Annotated in this window: 19 protein-coding genes; 8 read left to right on the top strand and 11 right to left on the bottom strand. The window is 31.7% G+C overall.

What is annotated here, in order from left to right; translation table 11 throughout:
* Positions 1-38: 38 nt before the first annotated feature.
* The 6 genes from AQ1689_RS10325 to AQ1689_RS10300 form a co-directional block, all read right to left on the bottom strand.
* Positions 39-650: a WbqC family protein gene (locus AQ1689_RS10325; protein ID WP_101956028.1), complete on the bottom strand. Its 612-nt coding sequence runs from the start codon at positions 648-650 to the stop codon at positions 39-41.
* Positions 651-2,231 (bottom strand): signal peptidase I, encoded by a 1,581-nt coding sequence (gene lepB / locus AQ1689_RS10320; RefSeq protein WP_101956027.1) that lies wholly within the window; start codon positions 2,229-2,231, stop codon positions 651-653.
* Between the two features lie 93 nt (positions 2,232-2,324).
* Complete coding sequence (gene dapB, locus AQ1689_RS10315; protein ID WP_101956026.1) at positions 2,325-3,026, bottom strand: 4-hydroxy-tetrahydrodipicolinate reductase; 702 nt, start codon at positions 3,024-3,026, stop codon at positions 2,325-2,327.
* 1 nt (position 3,027) lies between these two features.
* Entirely contained in the window at positions 3,028-3,564 is a 537-nt protein-coding gene (locus AQ1689_RS10310) for a DUF5683 domain-containing protein (protein WP_198912969.1), read from the bottom strand.
* Between the two features lie 223 nt (positions 3,565-3,787).
* Positions 3,788-4,906, bottom strand: a complete 1,119-nt coding sequence (dnaN, locus tag AQ1689_RS10305) for a DNA polymerase III subunit beta (RefSeq protein WP_058884559.1) — start codon at positions 4,904-4,906, stop codon at positions 3,788-3,790.
* 84 nt (positions 4,907-4,990) lie between these two features.
* Complete coding sequence (locus tag AQ1689_RS10300; protein ID WP_101956025.1) at positions 4,991-5,938, bottom strand: lipid A deacylase LpxR family protein; 948 nt, start codon at positions 5,936-5,938, stop codon at positions 4,991-4,993.
* A 69-nt stretch (positions 5,939-6,007) separates the two neighbouring features.
* Here AQ1689_RS10300 and ppk2 (AQ1689_RS10295) point away from each other — a divergent pair, with 69 nt between their 5' ends.
* Both ppk2 (AQ1689_RS10295) and ppk2 (AQ1689_RS10290) read left to right on the top strand, forming a co-directional pair.
* Positions 6,008-6,865 (top strand): polyphosphate kinase 2, encoded by an 858-nt coding sequence (gene ppk2, locus AQ1689_RS10295; RefSeq protein WP_101915865.1) that lies wholly within the window; start codon positions 6,008-6,010, stop codon positions 6,863-6,865.
* A 1-nt stretch (position 6,866) separates the two neighbouring features.
* Complete coding sequence (gene ppk2 / locus AQ1689_RS10290; protein WP_101956024.1) at positions 6,867-7,646, top strand: polyphosphate kinase 2; 780 nt, start codon at positions 6,867-6,869, stop codon at positions 7,644-7,646.
* 1 nt (position 7,647) lies between these two features.
* Here ppk2 (AQ1689_RS10290) and AQ1689_RS10285 read toward each other — a convergent pair whose 3' ends face one another.
* Positions 7,648-8,280 (bottom strand): low molecular weight phosphatase family protein, encoded by a 633-nt coding sequence (locus AQ1689_RS10285; RefSeq protein WP_101956023.1) that lies wholly within the window; start codon positions 8,278-8,280, stop codon positions 7,648-7,650.
* Between the two features lie 82 nt (positions 8,281-8,362).
* Between AQ1689_RS10285 and AQ1689_RS10280 the strand changes: the two genes are divergently transcribed.
* From AQ1689_RS10280 to AQ1689_RS10270, 3 genes are all read left to right on the top strand, one after another.
* Complete coding sequence (locus tag AQ1689_RS10280; RefSeq protein ID WP_101956022.1) at positions 8,363-8,911, top strand: Smr/MutS family protein; 549 nt, start codon at positions 8,363-8,365, stop codon at positions 8,909-8,911.
* A 15-nt stretch (positions 8,912-8,926) separates the two neighbouring features.
* A complete protein-coding gene (locus AQ1689_RS10275) occupies positions 8,927-10,090 on the top strand; it encodes a cysteine desulfurase family protein (RefSeq protein WP_101956021.1) in 1,164 nt (387 codons plus the stop codon).
* Between the two features lie 181 nt (positions 10,091-10,271).
* Complete coding sequence (locus AQ1689_RS10270) at positions 10,272-11,195, top strand: PorP/SprF family type IX secretion system membrane protein (protein WP_058884565.1); 924 nt, start codon at positions 10,272-10,274, stop codon at positions 11,193-11,195.
* 109 nt (positions 11,196-11,304) lie between these two features.
* Here AQ1689_RS10270 and AQ1689_RS10265 read toward each other — a convergent pair whose 3' ends face one another.
* Together AQ1689_RS10265 and AQ1689_RS10260 are read right to left on the bottom strand one after the other, a co-directional pair.
* Positions 11,305-12,075 carry a zinc ribbon domain-containing protein gene (locus tag AQ1689_RS10265; RefSeq protein WP_101915859.1) on the bottom strand — a complete coding sequence of 257 codons (771 nt, stop codon included), beginning with the start codon at positions 12,073-12,075 and terminating at the stop codon, positions 11,305-11,307.
* A 6-nt stretch (positions 12,076-12,081) separates the two neighbouring features.
* A complete protein-coding gene (locus tag AQ1689_RS10260) occupies positions 12,082-13,176 on the bottom strand; it encodes a Nif3-like dinuclear metal center hexameric protein (protein WP_058884567.1) in 1,095 nt (364 codons plus the stop codon).
* Between the two features lie 261 nt (positions 13,177-13,437).
* On the opposite strand from AQ1689_RS10260, the gene lpxK reads away from it, so the two are divergent.
* Both lpxK and AQ1689_RS10250 read left to right on the top strand, forming a co-directional pair.
* Positions 13,438-14,466 carry a tetraacyldisaccharide 4'-kinase gene (gene lpxK / locus AQ1689_RS10255; RefSeq protein ID WP_101915856.1) on the top strand — a complete coding sequence of 343 codons (1,029 nt, stop codon included), beginning with the start codon at positions 13,438-13,440 and terminating at the stop codon, positions 14,464-14,466.
* 56 nt (positions 14,467-14,522) lie between these two features.
* Entirely contained in the window at positions 14,523-14,996 is a 474-nt protein-coding gene (locus AQ1689_RS10250) for a thioredoxin family protein (RefSeq protein WP_180947577.1), read from the top strand.
* Positions 14,997-15,059: 63 nt separating this feature from the next.
* Here AQ1689_RS10250 and AQ1689_RS10245 read toward each other — a convergent pair whose 3' ends face one another.
* On the bottom strand, positions 15,060-15,737 hold the full coding sequence (locus AQ1689_RS10245) for an ABC transporter ATP-binding protein (RefSeq protein WP_101956049.1): 678 nt from the start codon (positions 15,735-15,737) through the stop codon (positions 15,060-15,062).
* Positions 15,738-15,838: 101 nt separating this feature from the next.
* Positions 15,839-18,304, bottom strand: a complete 2,466-nt coding sequence (locus AQ1689_RS10240; RefSeq protein WP_101956019.1) for a DUF5916 domain-containing protein — start codon at positions 18,302-18,304, stop codon at positions 15,839-15,841.
* A gap of 226 nt (positions 18,305-18,530) precedes the next feature.
* Here AQ1689_RS10240 and sucC point away from each other — a divergent pair, with 226 nt between their 5' ends.
* Positions 18,531-19,727 carry an ADP-forming succinate--CoA ligase subunit beta gene (gene sucC, locus AQ1689_RS10235; RefSeq protein ID WP_101956018.1) on the top strand — a complete coding sequence of 399 codons (1,197 nt, stop codon included), beginning with the start codon at positions 18,531-18,533 and terminating at the stop codon, positions 19,725-19,727.
* The last annotated feature ends 160 nt before the right edge of the window (positions 19,728-19,887 follow it).

The raw sequence follows: 19,887 nt of genomic DNA, 5'->3' as shown, positions 1-19,887 counted from the left end.
TGAGGTCTGTTTTATTTATAGAGGTTGAATAAACCTATTTAAATTTTAATATTTTCTAAAAAAGTACTTGCATTTGGGCCTTCCATAAAAAGTAAATCTAAAATAGATAAATTAGGCATAAATCCATGTTTGTCATCAAAAATTTGAATGTAGCGTTCCATTTCAATTTCAATACCTTTTTTAGCAATTGCCAAATTTCTGTAATCAGGAATATTTGGTGTTACTTGATAATCTACGGTTTTTGTAAACGAATCATCAATTTGCAAAGCATCTGCAATAAATAAATGCGTGTCAATATTAATATCTTGCAAATACCTGTATTTTTTATGAAATATTGCAGCAATATCATCTTCAAAAAACTCAAAAAATGGCGATGATTTATACGCCGATTGTAAGGATTTAAAATGCTGTTGTTGCCATGGAATATCACTTTCAACCAAGGTATCTTTACTCTTTTTTCTACTCTCTGTAAGTAAATGTTTTACAGGAATATTTAAGGACAATTTTCCGTTAGCAGCATAAATAGCACATCGGTTTCGGTAGGTTTGTTTTTGATAATTATCTTCAAGCTCAAACACTACAGAATCGGCATTATAAATAGCGGCGTATTGCGAAATAGGCGCAAAATAGGTAGGTATAAAAAGTGCCATTTATTTCTTTTTATCTTTTTTAAAACTATAAAGTGTGTAGCCCGCAATTAGTAAAAGCGCTAACCATAAATATGAGGTAGGTTTTCCGCTTCCGCCAACTGTGGTAAACATTCTTTGCCAACGAATAGAGTTTATTTTCGACATAAAATCAGGCGCGTTAGGATTCCAACTTAGCCAAATTAACACGGGTTTACCAACCACATGGTCAAAAGGAACATATCCCCAATTTCTTGCATCTAATGAGTTTTGACGGTTATCTCCCATCATCCAATAATAATCTTGTTTAAAGGTGTAGCTTGTTGCTTTTTTTCCGTTGATATAAATTTCATCACCAAAAATGGTTAAATTATTATTTTCATATCTACGAATAATTTGCTCGTAAAAAGGAATAGTATCTTCATTTAAAGGAACTGTACTTCCTGCTTTTGGAATATAAAGAGGACCGAAATTATCAGAAGACCAAGCGTATTTTGGGCTGTGAGGAAAAACAGAAGCGTCATAAGTTCCTTTTGGTCTTATACGTTTTGTAACACTTTTTACCAAGCTGTTTTTTGCTAAAGAAGCAGCTTCGTCATCTGTTAAATTAAAATAATAAATGCCATCGTTAGACATTTTGCCTTCACCATTTATATTAAATTCGTTGATGGTTTCCATTGGTAATTTTACACCTTGGGTATCAACTTTAAAATACCATTGTGGCTTTGCTCTGTCCGGTAAAATTGTTTTTTTTCCGTTGATAAAGACATAGCCATCACGCACTTCTAAAGTATCGCCAGCAATACCTGTGGCTCTTTTTACGTAATTTGTTTTCTTATCAATAGGCTTATAAGTTGCTACGCCCGATTTATCGCCCCACATGGTTTTTAAACTATCCGCAGGCCAACTAAATACAACAATATCGTTGCGTTTAATTTTTTGAAAACCAGGAATTCTCATATAAGGTAACGAGGTTTTATTTAAAAATCCATCTTTATTTTTATCATCAGAAATAAAAGATTTTGTTCCTAAAACAGGAAGGGTATCATGTGCCATTGGTGCGGCAATTGTAGTACTAGGAATACGCGCTCCGTAGTGAAATTTACTAACAAATAAATAATCACCAACCAATAATGTTTTTTCTAAAGATGATGTTGGAATGGTATAAGGTTGCATAAAATAAGTATGCACCAGTGTTGCTGCAATAATAGCAAAAGCGATAGAACTTACCCATTCTCCTAATGCCGAATTTGGTTGTAAACTTCTATCTTCAATATAAGGTGTATCGGTTAAATAGTTGATATAATAAATATAAAAACCAAGTGTAAAAACCGCTAAAAGGGTGTCGGTTTTTTTATTAAAACCGAAACTTCTACAAGTTTCTATCCAAAGGATAGGAAACATTAAAAGGTTTACAACAGGGATAAATAATAAAATTACCCACCATTTCGGGCGGTTAATTATTTGCATTAAAATAATTGCGTTGTAAATAGGTAGGGCAGCTTCCCAAGCTTTTCTACCAGCTTTAACGTAGAGTTTCCAAGTTCCTAAAAAGTGGATTACTTGAAGTATTAAAAAGAATAAAAACCATTCTGAAAATGTCATAATGTAGCTATTTTTTTGTTCCTATAAAGTAGGAATTATATTCAATATTATTAGTGTTTTTATGTAGGCGATTGTTACGTTCTTATACGATTATTAACCTAAATTTAACACATCTCTCATGGTAAAAACACCTGTTTTGTCAGCCAGCCATTCGGCAGCAATAACAGCACCTAAAGCAAAGCCTTGCCTGTTGTGAGCGGTGTGTTTTATAGCGATAGAATCAACAATAGAATCATACATTGTGGTGTGTGTGCCTGGCACATCGGGTGTTCTAATAGCGGTAATAGGAATGTTTTCTTCGGATGTTTTAGCGTCTAATTCCCATGCTTTTTTAGCGCTGTTTTCAATAATTCCTTCGGCTAAAGTAATTGCTGTTCCACTTGGTGCGTCTAATTTTTTTGTGTGATGAATTTCTTCAATAGAAATAGTGTATTGATCTAAAGTTTGCATCATTTTAGCGAGTTGCTTATTTAGTTCAAAAAATACATTTACGCCCAAACTAAAATTAGAAGCGTAGATAAATGCCCCTTGTTTTTGGTTGCATAATTCAACAATAGAATCGTATTTTTCTAACCATCCTGTAGTTCCTGAAATAACAGGAATTTGGTTGTTAATGCAATGACTGATATTATTAAAAGCGGCATCTGGAATGCTAAAATCAATAGCAACATCGGCTTTTGTAATATCGTATGTTGCTGTTCCTGATGCTTTAATTATTATTTCATGACCTCTTTGTAAAGCAATTTTTTCAATTTCTTTACCCATTCTGCCATAGCCAAGTAATGCTATTTTCATATTAAAAGGAATATTTTAAAGTTAAACCAACTTTTGGGGCTTCTATAAATAATGGGTCAGGGTAGACCATTGGTTGTAACGACAAACTATCGTCGGTATCAAATTGTAATAAATGGGCGTTTACACTTGCTTCTACAATTTGTAAAACATAGAATAAAACACCTGTTAACAAAGATAAATCTCTATTTTTTCGAAGTACTTTTTGTGCATTTTCTAAACCTGGAGTAGAAATTAATTCTTTACCTTCTGCATTGGTAAATTCATCTCTAACTCCTTGTGATCTTAGTTTAAAAGCAGTTCTGTAGCGATTATATTCATTACTATTATCAATATAAAAATAAGTTGGTATGGCTAAAGAAGCCCAAACAAAGGGTACTTTCCAGTATTTTTTATTATAAATTTGCCCAGCTCCAGGTAAAATAGCAGCATAAAAAGCGGCTTTACTTGGCGATAATGGGTTGTATTTATTGCTACTTATTTGTAGTTGATTAGCTTTTACAGCTGTAGAATCTTTTTGAGCAACTAATATTTGACTCAAAAAAAGACTCCAAAAAACGAATATGAGAGTACGAGTATGCAATTACTTTAATAAGTTTTTATAGGGTTAAAGTGTTCTTATAAATAGCTTTGAAAAGCGTAAATTTACAATTATTTATCATTTTTTGAAGCGAAAAAGGATAAGAAAAAAAAGCTACACTATTTTTTTGATGAAAAAAAAGCCACATAGTTGAATATGTGGCTTTTGTAGTTATAAGTGTTTTTTATCCGTTTAACATTACTGGCATTACTAACATGGTAACTTGCTCACCCTGATCTGTTCCGTCAATAGGTGTTAAAATTCCGGCTCTGTTTGGTAAAGACATTTCAATTAAAACATCGTTTGAATTTAAGTTATTAAGCATTTCACTTAAAAAACGAGAATTGAAGCCTATTTGCATATCATCACCTTGATAATCACATTGTAAACGTTCATCCGCTTTGTTTGAATAATCTAAATCTTCGGCAGAAATATTTAATTCTGTTCCTGCCATTTTTAAACGAATTTGATGCGTAGTTTTACTAGAAAAAATAGAAACACGACGTACAGAGTTTAAAAAAGAAGCTCTATCAACAGTTAATTTATTTGGATTCTCTTTAGGAATTACTGCTTCATAATTAGGATATTTCCCATCAATTAAACGACAAACTAATACGGCATTTTCAAAAGTGAATTTTGCATTGGTGTCGTTATATTCTACAATAACATTGCTTTCTGATCCGCTTAAAATCCCTTTTAATAAGTTTAAAGGTTTTTTAGGCATGATGAATTCCGCTGGTTGTTCAGTAGTAACATCGGTACGGGTATATTTTACTAATTTATGTGCATCGGTAGCTACAAAAGTTAATTCTTTCGAATTAAATTGAAAAAACACACCACTCATTACGGGTCTTAAATCATCATTTCCCGCAGCAAAAATTGTTTTTGAAATTGCCGTAGCTAAAATATGTGACGGAATTTCAGTACTACTAGGTGCTGGTAATTCAACAGCTTTTGGAAATTCGTCACCGCTAAAATACGCCATGTCGTACTTACCTTGTTCTGAAATAATTTCAATGATGCTGCTTCCTTCTACGTTAAATGTAAGTGGTTGCTCAGGAAATGTTTTTAGGGTATCTAGTAATAAACGAGCATTTATAGCTATTGCTCCTGTATCGGTACTTTCTACGGCTATAATTGAACTCATCGTTGTTTCAAGATCTGACGATGATACTTGAAGTTCACTATTAGCTAGTTCGAACAGGAAATTGTCTAAAATAGGTAATGTGTTATTGCTGTTTATAACACCTCCTAAAACTTGTAATTGTTTTAATAACTGAGAGCTAGATACGATAAATTTCATTGAGTATGTTTTCTGTTTATTAGATGTGCAAAGGTATCGTAATTTGATGATTTTAAAAATTATTTTTTCATTCAGATAAACAATTTAATTAAATAGGTAATTAAATTGTAGTGTTCCGTAAAAATTGTAGTCAGGCACACGGACACTTTTTAGTTTTTTACTGTGATAATTTATAGCGTAACCAAAATTATACTGATTCGCCGTAAAACGAATTCCTATTTCTGTGGTAACTTTAAACGGAGTAATTTGGTAGGTAATCGGGCTTTTATTATCGCTTAAAAAACCGCCTTTAATGGTCGCATCGTAGGCAATATAATGAAGCATTGGTTTTATATAAACGAAAGATTCTATTTTGTTGGTATAAGCGGTTTTTTCGTTATTTAAATTTGCGTTAAAAGCAATCGAATTTGTAATTTTTTCAAGTGGTTTTAAGCTTAATCTTCCGTAAAAACCTGTGGCTAAATTGGTGTGAATTGTTCCAATATTAAAGCTGTTGATCCAGTTAATATCTGTAAATGTTTCTTTTGATAAACTTTTTATGTAAGCTATTTTTAAATTGATGCCAACGGTGTTTTTAATTTGATATTTCCAACCTGTTATTTTAGTATAACCATACAAGTTGTGTACAAAACTTTGAAGCTCTTTACTTTTACTTGCTGCGCCAAGTATGCCTATTTGTAGGGTTGTTTTTAATAGGCTGTTGTCTTTATAAAATTTAGAAACAGCAAAACTTCCAAAGGAATACCCTGCAAAAGGACGGTCATGGTTTTTAGGATGTTCAACGGATGCTTTAAAAGGCGTGTACATTTGGTTTCCAACTTGGATTTCAATTACTTTTTTATCAATATTTTTAGGCCATTTTTTAGCCAAATACCGATACTTTAAAAAAAGTCCATTGGTGTAATACCTGTCTTGTTCTAGCGAAATATATAAATCGTTATCGGTTAAAATACTAAATTCTTTTGCCTGTTTTTGTTGTGCAAAAAGAGTTGTTTTACAGAGGATTAAAAAAAAAAAGATTTTTTGTTTCATAGCAATTATTATCGTCTTATTTTAGCAATGTAGGGTTAAATATAGCGTATTTCAACTTAAATTTTTTAAATGAAAAATAAAAAAATGCTTACCATTGAAGATTTTGAAAGTATTTCATCAACAGATGAATTAGTAGCTTTAATTGAACAAAAAGAAATACCAATACAGAAGGTTCTTGAAAAAATAACCTATGAAGAAGAGTTGAAAAAACTCCAGATAGAATTGGTGAAATTACAGCAGTGGATTGCCAAGAATAACAAGCGAGTAGCAGTTATTTTTGAAGGAAGAGATGCCGCAGGAAAAGGAGGGAATATCCGTCGTTTTATGGAGCATTTAAACCCTCGATCTATGCGTTTAGTAGCGTTAAATAAACCAACCGATGTTGAAAAAGGACAGTGGTATTTTCAACGTTATATTAAAGAATTGCCAAATCCAGGCGAAATTGTTTTTTTTGATAGAAGCTGGTATAACCGTGCTGTAGTAGAGCCTGTAATGGACTTTTGCAGTAAAAATCAATATAAAAAATTTCTTGCTCAGGTACCAGAATTTGAACACATGTTACATGAAGACGGTGTTACGATTATTAAATTTTGGCTATCTATTTCAAAAGATGAGCAAATGCGTCGCTTTGATGCTCGAAATGACAATCCTTTAAAAAGGTGGAAATTTAGTCCTGTAGATAAAAAAGGACAAGAGCTATGGAGTAGATATACGTATTATAAAGAAGAAATGTTTAGTAAAACACACACCACCTACAGCCCGTGGATTGTGGTGAAAACAAATGATAAAAAGAAAGCAAGAATAGAGTGCATCCGTCATGTATTATCGCAATTTGATTACCAAGAAGCATCGGAAAATAAAATAGTAAATAATCCAGATCCTAATATCGTAATGCGTTATTATCGTTCAGCAAAACAATTAGATTAATATGGAAAAATTAACACAAGCAGCCGTAAATAAACTGAATACAAATAAGGGGTTAAAGTCGTTATTAACGAATCCGTTAAACCTAGAAAAAGCTGTTCGATATGTAGATTACGAACGCAAGCTTAAAAAATTACAGGTAGAATTAATTCGCATGCAAACTTGGGGTATTCATAAAAATGAACGAATTATTGTTATTTTAGAAGGAAGAGATGCTGCCGGAAAAGGAGGTGCTATCCGTAGAATGACCGAAAGAATTAACCCACGTCATATGCGAATTGTAGCGCTACCAAAACCCAATGAAGATGAAAAAGGACAATGGTATTTTCAGCGATATGTAGAGCAGTTTCCTAAGGCAGGCGAAATTGTTTTTTTTGATAGAAGCTGGTACAACCGTGCTGTGGTAGAGCCTGTGAACGGTTTTTGTACCGATGAAGAACATCAAATTTTTATGAATCAGGTAAACGATTTTGAAAGAATGATTTTAGAATCGGGCATTCGATTGGTTAAAATTTATATGTCAATCAATAAAAAAGAACAATCTAAGCGCTTTAAAGAAATTGTAAATAATCCATTAAAACAATGGAAAATTACTCCTGTAGATTTAAAAGCCCAAGAACTTTGGGATGATTATACTGACTACAAAAGAGCTATGTTTTCTAAAACAAATACCCAGATATCTCCTTGGAAAGTAATTCGAGCAAATAGAAAAACAATTGCTAGAGTTAACGTAATTAATCATGTATTAAAGAGTATTCCGTACGATAAAAATACCGTAGTATAAGCTACTGTTCTTTTTTTATCATCTCAAAAATATAAAATAACTCACCAGCAATTTGTTTGCTGGTGTTTAAATAGCTTTCAATAGTGGTATCGGTATTGTCTGAACTTTTTGGATCGGTGTATGCTAGGTGAAATCTATCAATAGCATCGGCAATAAAAGGACAGTTTTCATCGGCATTATCGCAGGTTGTAATGGCAATATATGGATAGCTATTATTAGGGTCGTCATAGGTTTTTGAAAATCCTAAAATGTTGTTTTTACATCCTTTAAAAGAAATTAAATACCGCGGGTTTTGATGCGAAAAATCTTGAATATTAAATTCAAAACCTGTTTTTTGTAAGCTTTTTACCGTGTTTCTATGAAAAGCAGTTGTTTCTGTTCCGCCTGAGTATGCAAAAATATTTTTTAAGTTAAAATATTCAATAGCAAAAAAACTCCAAACTTGTGCAAATTGACTTCTTCTTGAATTGTGGGTACAAATAAAATTTAAATTGATTTTTTCTCTTTCTTGATATTCCTTGGTAATTAAGTGTGCAATATCAGTAAGTACTTCTTTGCGTTCAGGGCTAATTGTTATATTTTTTTTAGCTTGTTCAAAGAATATTTTTGTACTGATATTTTTAGTGTTTATCATTTTTTTAGAGTTCTTTTGTAAGATGCAATTTTTGCAAAAATACGCTGTAAAGCTCTTTTTTTAAATTAAATAAAGGTTAAGTATGTGTTTCGAAATAGGAAATAAAGTATCGGTGTTAGATGCTGATATTAGGGGGATTATAACAAGGAAAGAAAAGGAGCTGTTTTTTGTTAAAGATCAAGATGGCATGGAGTTTCCTTTTTTAGCATCAGAATTAATTAAAATTCAGGTAGAACAACATGAATTAAGTAGGCAAACACGTGTTTCAAGAGCGCTGTTGCAACAAAAAACGCAAGAACCTGTTAAAAAGAAAAAATCTTTTTTTGTAAAAGATAAGAATGAAGTGGTTATGGAAGTAGATTTACACGCTAATAAATTGGTGAAATCTACCCGTGGCATGGATAATTACGAAGTATTGTCATTGCAGTTAGAAACCGCAAAACATAAATTGGAATATTGTATTTCGAAAAGTATTTCGAAATTGGTGTTAATTCACGGAATAGGAGAGGGCGTTTTAAAAACCGAACTAGATTATTTGTTGAATAATTATCCTGTAAAATATTATGATGCTTCTTATCAAAAATATGGTAAAGGAGCTACCGAAGTTTACATTTATCAAAATCCGAATTAATTATATATTTATTTTATGAAAGCTGTTTATTTAGATAATGCCGCTACCACGCCCATGTTACCCGAAGTTGTTGCGGTAATCAATGCATCAATGTTAGCAAATTTTGGAAACCCATCTTCTGTGCATCAATTTGGTCGAAAAGCCAAAGCAGCTGTAGAAACGGCTCGAAAAAATATTGCCAAACGCTTTAATGTATCGGCAAGTGAAATTATTTTTACAGCAGGTGGTACAGAAGCTGATAATTTAATTTTATACAATGCTGTTTTAAATTTAGGAGTCACAAGAATTATTACCTCTAAAATAGAGCATCATGCGGTGTTGCGTACTGTTGAATATCTTCAGAAAAAACACCAAATAACCGTAGAATTTATTTCTGTAGATAAAAAAGGTAGTATTAATTTAACAGAATTAGAAGCTATTTTAAAACAAAATACAGCAAACACGGCTGAAAAATCTGCCGAAAAAACCTTGGTTAGTTTAATGTATGTAAATAATGAAATTGGAAATTTATTAGCAATTGATAAAGTAGCAGAATTATGCACACAAAATAAGGCGTATTTTCATTCCGATACTGTACAAGCAATTGGTCATTATGAGTTAGATTTACAAAAAACACCAATTGATTTTATTGCCGCAAGTGCGCATAAATTTCATGGACCAAAAGGTGTTGGTTTTGCCTATGTAAAAAAGGGGATTTCGATAAAGCCTTTATTATATGGAGGCGAACAAGAAAGAGGTGCTAGGGCGAGTACCGAAAATGTACATGGAATTTTAGGGATGGAAAAAGCCTTGGCAATTTCATATGAGTCTTTACTTGAAGATAAAAAACATATTCAAAGCATAAAAGCGTATTTTATAGCACAGTTAAATACTAATTTTGAAAATATTGAGTTTAATGGTGCATCAGCAAATTTAGAAAAAAGTAGTTACACTATATTAAATGTCCGTTTTCCGGTACAAGATAAAATGATGCTTTTTACGTTAGATTTACACGGAGTAGCGGCATCAGGAGGAAGTGCTTGCCAAAGCGGAGCGAGTAAGGGGTCACACGTGTTGCGAGCTTTTTTAAATGAAGAAGCAACTCAAAAAACTTCGGTACGATTTTCGTTTAGTAAATTAACAAGTCTTGATGATATTGATATTGTTATTGAAAAATTAAAAAAATTCAAGATTAGTTAGTTTTATCTTTTATCAAAATATATGATATATTTGTAACTAATTAATTTAAGGCTTCTTATCTTTTTGTAGAAGATTTTTAAATTTAAAAGCGCATTTTGGGAGCGCCTAAAAAAGTAAGAAATGAGCTTTAATACTAAATGCGGTTACAATTCGTATTCATAAAATAAAAAAATTACATAAAATGAAGTTATTTTTAAGTATAATCTGTGTATTTGTATTTAGTATATGCACCATAACAACTACACAGGCACAGCAAGATCCTCAATATTCACAGTATATGTATAACACCATGAATATAAATCCGGCATATGCAGGTTCTAATTATTACGGCGTTATTACGGTAATCGGTAGAACGCAGTGGGTTGGTTTTGAAGGTGCTCCAGAAACTCAAAATATAAGTTATCACACGCCTATAGGCTCTTCAGGTTTAGGTTTAGGGGTTAATATAATGAATGATGAAATAGGTCCATCAAAAGAATTTTACCTAGATAGCAACCTGTCATATACTATTCAAACTGATGTAGATGCTAGTTTAGCATTTGGTTTACGTTTAGGAGGACGTTTCTTAAATATTGATTGGAGTAAAGGAGAAGCAACTGATACAGAAGCTGCTTTTGGGCAAAATGTAAGTAAATTTTTACCAACTATTGGTGCAGGAATTTATTATTACAAGCCAGATTGGTATGTAGGATTATCGGTGCCGAATATTTTAAGAACAGAACATTACGATCAAGAAATACCACTAGGAAAAACAGCGGTTGAAAGAATGCACTTTTTTTTAATAGCAGGATATGTGTATGATATTAATTATGATTTTAAATTTAAACCCGCCGCACTTTTAAAAGCCGTTTCAGGAGCGCCATTATCGTTAGATTTATCAGCAAATTTATTATTTAAAGATAAATTTAGAGCAGGTTTAGGTTGGAGATGGGACGATGCGGTAAGTGTTCTTTTAGGTTTTCAAGCCTCAAACACCTTACTTATCGGATATTCGTATGATTTAACAACCTCTAATTATAATGTAACAAATTCAGGAACTCACGAAATTATGTTGCAATACGAACTATCGAGAGGTCAAAAGTATAGATCACCGAGATTCTTTTAATTTTAAGGCGAATTTTTATAGCTTTTTTACAATATTTTTTACTAAAACTACAACAATAAAAAAGCGCTCGAAAGAGCGCTTTTTATATATATTTAAAAATAAGAATTGCTTATATAAATAAGCTATCAATCTTTTCTTTTTCTTCTTGAGCTAAAGCAGCATCAACTAAAATACGCCCACTATGCTCATCAATTGTAATTTTCTTTCTGTTTGCAATTTCTAATTGAATTTGCGGAGGAATTGTAAAGAAAGAACCACCAGCAGCACCACGTTCAATGGCAACAACAGCCAATCCGTTTCTTACTTTAGTACGGATTCTGTTATAAGCAGTTAATAAATGCTTGTCAATAGATAACGCATATTCTTCAGATTTCTCTTTTAATAATTGCTCTTCTTTTTCAGTTTCCTTTAAAATACTATCAAGTTCATCTTTCTTGTGGGTCAAATGACTTTGTTGTTGTTTTACTTTTTCTTTGGTTTTTTCAACAACACTATTTTTTTGAGTTGTTTTAACCTTGTACTCTTTAATTCTTTTTTCAGATAATTCAATTTCTAATTCTTGAAATTCAATTTCTTTAGTTAAAGCCTCAAACTCACGATTGTTACGAACGTTTTTTTGCTGCTCTTCATACTTTACAATTAACGCTTTAGATTCGATAATTGCTGATTTTTTATTACTAATATCAGTATCTAAACTAGCAGCTTCTTCTTTTAATTTAGAAAGTCTAGTATTTAATCCGGCAACTTCATCTTCTAAATCTTCAACTTCTAAAGGTAATTCACCACGAACGTTTCTGATTTCGTCAATTCTAGAATCGATTAACTGTAAATCGTATAACGCTCTTAATTTTTCTTCTACCGTTACTTCTTTTTTTGCCATCTCTGTTTATATATAGTGTATTGGATTTGTACTTTCTTCGCTTAAAGTAATTGCAAAAGTACTAAATTTTTTACGAAGATAATCAATCAAAAGGTTTTTTGTAAACTGTTCACTCTCATAATGCCCAACATCGGCAAGGACTATTTTTCCTTCTGCCTGAAAAAACTCATGATATTTAAAATCGGCACTTATATAAGCATCGGCATTTAATTTGAGGGCATTTTTGATAGCAAAACTCCCTGAACCGCCTAAAACGGCTACTTTTTTAATCGGTTTTTCTAATAATTCGGAATGTCGAACACAATCGGTTTTAAATGTTTTTTTTACAAAAGATAAAAATTCATGTTCATTCATTGGAGTTTTAAACTCGCCAATCATTCCCATTCCGATGTTTTGATGGCTGTTGTCTAAAGTAATTATTTCGTAAGCAACCTCTTCATACGGATGATTATTAAAGAGCGTTTTAAGTATTTTTCCTTCTAAATTATTGATAAAACTCACTGAAATAGCGATTTCTTCTTCGGATATAAATTCGCCTTTTTCTCCTACCGTCGGATTTGAACTTTCAGCTCCTTTATAGGTTGTTGTTCCTTGAAAATTAAAAGAGCAATTGTCATAATTTCCGATATTTCCTGCACCTGCTTCAAAGAGTTTTGTGCGTAGTTTTTCGGCATTTTTAATTGGAACGTAGGTGGTTAATTTTTTAATAATTCCTTTTTTAGGAATCAATGTTTTGCACTTTTGAAGCCCTAAAACTTCACACATTTTAGCTGAAACACCATTGTTTACATTGTCTAAAGCGGTGTGAGTTGCATAAATGGCAATATTATTTTGAATGGCTTTTAAAACAACTCGTTCAACGTAATTGTTGCCGTTTATTTTTTTTAATCCGCTAAAAATAATCGGGTGAAAGCTTACAATTAAATTGCAATTCTCAGCAATTGCTTGGTCAATTGTTTTCTCTAAAGTATCTAAAGTTACTAAAACACCTGTAACTTTTGTAGAATAATCACCTATTAATAAGCCAACATTGTCAAAACTTTCGGCATAAGCAAGCGGGGCTAGTTCTTCAATATAATTGGTAACGTCTTTTATTTGCATTTTTTTGAGTTTAAAAAAGATGTTTCAAAGTTACTAAAATTGGATATAATCTTATTTTTATTTTAAAAAGATGAAAGATTTTTAAATTGAGCACAAATTCCTAGCCCCGATTGCAGCAATTGTTTGAGCTCTTTTTTATTTTTTTCCTTCAAAAAATAAAAAAAGCGAGTGCGGAAAGCGGGAAATAGCTTCAAATAATTTTTCTTAAATCGATGTTTTAGTAGGTTTATTTTATCGATAATAATTTTTACTTTTGAGGCTATGAAATTACTACGATTTTTATTGTTTCCGTTTGCCATTTTATACGATGTTATTACAAAAATTCGCAATTGGTTTTTTGATATAAATGTTCTAAAATCGACTAAATTTAAAGTTCCTGTTATTTGCGTAGGAAATTTAAGTGTTGGCGGTACAGGAAAAACGCCACAAATTGAATTTTTAATTCGATTATTAAAAGAGGACTATAAAATTGCCGTTTTAAGTCGTGGTTATAAACGAAAAACGGAAGGTTTTCAATTGATAAATGATACACATTCTGCTGCTGATGTTGGCGATGAACCGCTACAATTTTATACGAAATTTAAAAATGATGCCAGCATTGCAGTTGATGCCGATAGAACTAACGGGATTCAAAATTTATTAAAAAATGATGCTAGTTTGCAAGTTGTTTTATTAGATGATGCGTATCAGCACCGAAAAGTAACGGCAAGTACAAATATTTTATTGACAAAATATAATGATTTATATGTCGATGATTTTATATTGCCAACAGGAAATTTAAGAGAGGCGAGAAGTGGTGCCGATCGTGCAAAAATTATTATTGTTACCAAATGTCCTGAAAATTTATCTGAAGAAAAACAGCAAGAAATTAAGGGAAGATTGAAGCTTAAAAAGCATCAGAAATTATTTTTTACTAGGATTTCTTATGATGAAAAGTTAAAGGGAAGTGATGCAAATTTGACTATTTCAGATTTAAAAAATAAAGAAGTTTTATTGGTTACAGGAATTGCAAATCCTACTTCGTTATTACAGTTTTTATCGGAAGAAAAAATAAAATATACGCATTTAAAATATCCTGACCATTATAATTTTACAAGCAATGATATTGAAAAAATAAAAACAGATTTCAATAAATTATCAGCAAATAATAAAATAATTGTAACCACCGAAAAAGATTATATGCGTTTGCAAGATCAGCTAAAAAAGGTGTGTTATATTTCGATAAAAAATACGTTTATAAAAGATGAAAAATTATTTACTGATTTTATAATCAACGAAATAAATGGCTAATTTTTTAGTTTTTGGTATTATTTTTGATATTTTTGAGTTATAAAATGAGAATCATAATGAAAAAAATATTTTTAACTTTAGTGTTAATTTTAGGAGCACAAATATCTTTTGCGCAAGAACATACTGTAGCTCACCAAGCTGAATCGCAAAAAATACAATGGGAAAGTTCTTTTAATACAGCTATTGAAAAGTCAAAAGCAGAGAATAAGCCTATTTTGGTGTTTTTTACAGGCTCAGATTGGTGTCATCCATGTAAAAGAGTTGATAAAGAACTGTTTGAAACAATGAAATTTAAAAACTTTTCTGATGGAAATTTAATTTTTTATAAAGCCGATTTTCCTAGAAATAGAGACTTGGTTTCGGTAGCAGCTAAAAAAGAAAATGAGGAATTGCAATATAGGTACGGAATTAATGCGTTTCCTACAGTGGTTGTGGTTAATTCAAAAGGAAATGTTTTAGGAAAGAAAAAAGGGGCGTATATGGCGGAGTATTATTACCCGTTTTTAACGAAAATTATAAAGAATAATTAAAAATTTTGATAAAAAATAGAAAAGCGAAACACTTAAAGTTTCGCTTTTTTTATTTTAAGGTTTTTAAGATTTCGATAGTAAATCAACAATAACACCGTCTTTCATGGTCAGGGTTCTGTCTGCCATTTGAGCTAATTCTTTGTTGTGGGTTACTAGTACAAAGGTTTGCCCAAATTTGTCTCGTAATTCAAAAAATAATTTATGTAAATTTTCTGCTGAGGTAGAATCTAAATTTCCTGATGGTTCATCGGCAAAAATAACAGCTGGTTCGTTAATTAAGGCTCTCGCCACGGCTACTCGTTGTTGCTCTCCTCCTGAAAGTTCGTTTGGCTTATGGTTTTCTCTGTGCGATAATCCTAAGAATGATAATAATTCTTTTGCCCTTTTTTGAGTTGCTGATTTCGCTTTTCCGCTAATAAAAGCAGGAATACACACGTTTTCGAGTGCTGTAAATTCAGGTAGTAGTTGATGAAATTGAAAAATAAATCCGATGTGTTTATTCCTGAAAGAAGAAATAGCTTTGTCGCTTAATCCTTTGATTGAAATAGTATTTAATAATAACTCGTAGTTTTGTGTTTTTTGAGGGCTATCTAAAGTTCCTAAAATTTGAAGAAGTGTTGTTTTTCCGGCTCCAGAAGGACCAACAATCGCAACAATTTCTCCTTTTTTAATATGAAGATTCACGCCTTTTAAAATTTCAACATCACCATAGTATTTATGGATATTTTTAGCAATAATCATAGATAATCCTCGTTTTATTTTCAAGGTAACGAATGTATAAAAAAGAAATCAGATAGCCTTTTAAAGCTATGCCCGATTTTAAAACATAGCCTTGATTGATTTTAAATTAATTTTTTGAGCTGATTATAATCAATAAAATAAACTAATCGAACAGAAAATGTATGTTGATTGTCTTCTTTTAAAAGTGATTCTAAATTTTCTGAGAAATTTTGAGTAGCAATATCTGTATCATTAGAAATGGTATTTCTGTAAAAAGCCGTTAATTGACTACCTGGCGCAAATTGCCATAAATAATTGACATCAACATTCCAACTATTAAAATTTTTATGATGATTATTAGTATAATTACTTTCAATTAATTCGCCATTATTTTTATTTAAAGTATAAAATTGCTCTTTATACGGAACTTTACTCCAATTGTGTCTGAAAGATAAAGATAGTGTTGATTTTGTATTAAAACTATATTTACCTGTTAACGAATTATTGAAGCTAGTCCAGTCTCTCTGTCCAAATATGATGTCGTCTAAAAAAGGAGAAAGGGTAGGGTTGTTGTTTACATCTTCTTGATTTATATCATTTACAAAACCCTGCCCATTGTTTGTTTGTCCGTATTTAAAGCTATAAACTAAGGAAAATTGGTTGTTAAAACGATATCTTGGAGAAATTTTAAAACCATAATTTTCTTTTGGATTGTTTTTGAAAAAAGAATATCGCCAGTCATAATCAATAGCAATTTTATTTCTGTAATCGGTAGATCCCCAGTGGCTAATACGTATTCTTTGTGGTCTTTTAAAGTAAATTCCGCTTGTTGTTCCTTGCCTTGGTTCGTTAAAATCTTTACGTTTACTGCTGTAAATTATGTTTGCCCCAAAAGCAAAACGTTTTTTAGTTTCTGCCTGAAAAGCGGTGTTTATATTGCTGCCTGTATAGGTGCCAGGATTGTGTAAAAAGTTACTATTGTAAGCAGTATTTATTCTGTAGTAATTAAAAATACCTGTAGGTTTTAGTGTGCGGTATTGTGTAAAACCATAGATTGATTGTTGATTATTACGAAATAAAATTCCCATATCATTTGGGTTAAAATCTTTATTTTTTAAATTATAACCAATTTCACCTCTCCAGTTTCCCGATTTTTTACCAATACTAGTGTCAAATGTATAACCAGTATTTGGGTTGTTTTTATCATCAGAAATGTTACTCATTTTAACAGAACCATCTATATTGTAATTACTGTTTTTATCTTCTAAATGCCAAAGTAAACCTGTAACATTAGCGTCTTTAAAATGTCCATTTCTAGTAACATTGGTGTTAATTAAAGTAATCGCAGAGTTTTGATTGAATTGCTGATCTAAAACTAAAATATTATAGTTTGATAGTGGATTAATTATTTCTTCTCGAATTTCTTTTGTTGTATTATTCTTAATTACGGCTTCTGTTTTAGCGGTAACGGCATTAAAAAAACCAATACCTAAGCCTTTTTTTGTTCTACCAGAAACTTTTATAGCGTTTAGCATTTGTACTTTTTTAGGCGATTCAATAAGGGTTTCTATTTGCTCATTTACAGAAGCATTTTTTATTGGTTTACCTCCAATTCTACGAGAATAAAATAAATTTCCTTTGGTGAAAAGTGCGGTTCCTTCGGTAAAAAATTGTCGTTGCTCTGAAAATTGCTGTTCAAAAGGACCTAAGTTTAAGGTAACATTATCAAAAGCGGTTTGCCCAAAATCAGGAATTAAAGTGGCATCTAAAGTAAAATTTTCGGTAAGCCCATATTTTACATCCATACCAACGCTCCAGTCAAAATTTGTTTTTCCTTTAAAAGAAGTTGTTGTTGCCGATGTGTATGGGTAAAAATTTAAACGAGTAGGTGGTGTAATATTTTTTAAGTTTTCTAGTAAACCGTCGTATTGTGTCCAATTTCCTTGTGTATTATCAATAGGATTCCATGTAAAACGAGCATTTAAATTTTTAACTTCTCGATGAAAATTAATTCCCCAAGATTGTACATCGCTGTTTGCAAAACGTAAGGCTCTGTAGGGTATTTTCATTTCTACGGTCCAACTATTTTTGTTTATTTTAACGGCACTTTGCCAAACAGCATTCCAATTAAAATCTTCATTACCGCTAGCTACTTTTGAATCTGCCTGAACTCCTGCGGCACTAACAATAAACATGGTCGGGTTTTGCCCGTCATCATTTGGGTTTATCATCAGCATAAAAAAATCAGCATTTCCTATGTTGTCTCTGTTGTTAAATTCGGCAGGTATTTTAGCAGGATTTGGAGTGTACATGAAGGCACTTACATAAATAGCGTCATTATCGTAGACTAATTTTACTTGGGTTTTATGAGTGCTAGGTTCGTTTTGTCCGTTAGTGGGGCGCATCATTACAAAATTATTAGCAACAGGGGCTTTTTCCCATATTGATTCGTCTATAAGTCCATCAATAACAGGGGGTGTTTGTATGCGTGTAGCGGGTAATTTTTTTCTTTTTTTATGAATTTCTTGTGCAATACTATTTTTACAGATAAACAGCATTAAAATTAGTAATAAGGTTGTTTTATACATAGTTAGTCAAGGGCTTAAGGTGGTTTGTAAAAATATTTAGGATTTAAGCTTTCAAATCACAATTTAATGTTAATTACATTAAATAGGTGTTAAAAAATGCGTGTTACAATGAAACGAAATGAAAACTCAAAATAAAAGTTATAAGAAAATAGTAATAATTATACTAAATAGTAATGTATTGTAAATTGAATTTGTATTTTTGTTGGACTTTAAAAATTCATATCTAATGAACTTACACGAATATCAAGGTAAAGAAATATTAAACAGTTTTGGGGTTCGTATTCAACGAGGAATTGTTGCAAATACACCAGAAGAAGCTGTTGCGGCAGCAAAGCAATTAACGGAAGAAACCGGTACAGGTTGGCACGTAATTAAGGCACAAGTACACGCAGGTGGTCGTGGAAAAGGTGGTGGAGTTAAGTTGGCTAAAAACTTAGAGGACGTAAAAAATATTTCTAATGATATTTTAGGAATGATGTTAATTACACCTCAAACTTCAGCGGAAGGTAAATTAGTAAACCAAGTGTTAATATGTGAAGACGTATATTATCCTGGAGCTAGTGAGCCAGACGAATATTACATGTCAGTTTTATTAAACCGTGCTACTGGTAAAAACATGATTATGTATTCTACCGAAGGTGGAATGGATATTGAAACTGTTGCCGAAGAAACGCCTCATTTAATTTTTACAGAAGAAATTGATCCAGCTTTAGGATTAATGCCTTTTCAAGCACGTAAAATTGCTTTTAACTTAGGTTTAAGCGGTGTTGCTTTAAAAGAAATGGTAAAGTTTGCTAGTGCTTTATATACGGCATATATCAAATCTGATTCAGCAATGTTTGAAATTAACCCTGTGTTAAAAACATCTGATGATAAAATAATGGCTGTTGATGCTAAAGTTACTTTAGATGAAAACGCTTTATATCGTCATAAAGATTATGCTGCAATGCGTGATATTCGTGAAGAAAATCCTATTGAAGTAGAAGCAAAAGCTGCAGGTTTAAACTATGTAGATTTAGATGGTAATGTTGGATGTATGGTAAACGGAGCAGGACTTGCAATGGGAACTATGGATTTAATTAAGCAAGCAGGTGGTGAGCCAGCTAACTTTTTAGACGTTGGAGGTACTGCTGATGCAGAGCGTGTTGAAAAAGCTTTTGGTATTATCTTAAAAGATACCAACGTAAAAGCTATTTTAGTAAATATCTTTGGAGGAATCGTTCGTTGTGATCGTGTTGCTCAAGGTGTTGTAGATGCTTACAAAAGTATGGGAGACAGAATTAATGTGCCTATTATTTGTCGTTTACAAGGAACAAACGCTAAAGAAGCTAAAGAATTAATTGATAACAGTGGAATGGAAATTATTTCAGCTACTGAATTTCAAGAAGCTGCCGATAAAGTTGCAGAAGTTTTAGAAGCTTAGAAATTAATTTTTTGTTTATATATTGAAATCGCCTCATAATTTATTTATGAGGCGATTTTTTTTGTTTTTTGAATAGTGAATTATCAGTTGATAATTCTAAAAGTAGAAACTATAGGCTATCTTAAAAAACTCTCATCGCTTAATTATAGCTGTTCACATC

The organism is Tenacibaculum finnmarkense (genome assembly GCF_900239185.1).
GTDB classification, from domain to species: Bacteria; Bacteroidota; Bacteroidia; order Flavobacteriales; family Flavobacteriaceae; genus Polaribacter; species Polaribacter finnmarkensis.
This window is presented reverse-complemented; position numbering and strand designations above follow the sequence as displayed.

Coding starts and splice junctions, on each gene's coding strand:
- dnaN (WP_058884559.1), bottom strand. CDS start 4,906: ATGAAATTTATCGTATCTAGCTCTCAGTTATTAAAACAATTACAAGTT.
- lpxK (WP_101915856.1), top strand. CDS start 13,438: ATGAAATTACTACGATTTTTATTGTTTCCGTTTGCCATTTTATACGAT.
- AQ1689_RS10265 (WP_101915859.1), bottom strand. CDS start 12,075: ATGGCAAAAAAAGAAGTAACGGTAGAAGAAAAATTAAGAGCGTTATAC.
- lepB (WP_101956027.1), bottom strand. CDS start 2,231: ATGACATTTTCAGAATGGTTTTTATTCTTTTTAATACTTCAAGTAATC.
- sucC (WP_101956018.1), top strand. CDS start 18,531: ATGAACTTACACGAATATCAAGGTAAAGAAATATTAAACAGTTTTGGG.
- ppk2 (WP_101956024.1), top strand. CDS start 6,867: ATGGAAAAATTAACACAAGCAGCCGTAAATAAACTGAATACAAATAAG.
- AQ1689_RS10240 (WP_101956019.1), bottom strand. CDS start 18,304: ATGTATAAAACAACCTTATTACTAATTTTAATGCTGTTTATCTGTAAA.
- AQ1689_RS10260 (WP_058884567.1), bottom strand. CDS start 13,176: ATGCAAATAAAAGACGTTACCAATTATATTGAAGAACTAGCCCCGCTT.
- dapB (WP_101956026.1), bottom strand. CDS start 3,026: ATGAAAATAGCATTACTTGGCTATGGCAGAATGGGTAAAGAAATTGAA.
- AQ1689_RS10245 (WP_101956049.1), bottom strand. CDS start 15,737: ATGATTATTGCTAAAAATATCCATAAATACTATGGTGATGTTGAAATT.
- AQ1689_RS10325 (WP_101956028.1), bottom strand. CDS start 650: ATGGCACTTTTTATACCTACCTATTTTGCGCCTATTTCGCAATACGCC.
- AQ1689_RS10300 (WP_101956025.1), bottom strand. CDS start 5,938: ATGAAACAAAAAATCTTTTTTTTTTTAATCCTCTGTAAAACAACTCTT.
- ppk2 (WP_101915865.1), top strand. CDS start 6,008: ATGAAAAATAAAAAAATGCTTACCATTGAAGATTTTGAAAGTATTTCA.
- AQ1689_RS10285 (WP_101956023.1), bottom strand. CDS start 8,280: ATGATAAACACTAAAAATATCAGTACAAAAATATTCTTTGAACAAGCT.
- AQ1689_RS10280 (WP_101956022.1), top strand. CDS start 8,363: ATGTGTTTCGAAATAGGAAATAAAGTATCGGTGTTAGATGCTGATATT.
- AQ1689_RS10250 (WP_180947577.1), top strand. CDS start 14,523: ATGAAAAAAATATTTTTAACTTTAGTGTTAATTTTAGGAGCACAAATA.
- AQ1689_RS10270 (WP_058884565.1), top strand. CDS start 10,272: ATGAAGTTATTTTTAAGTATAATCTGTGTATTTGTATTTAGTATATGC.
- AQ1689_RS10275 (WP_101956021.1), top strand. CDS start 8,927: ATGAAAGCTGTTTATTTAGATAATGCCGCTACCACGCCCATGTTACCC.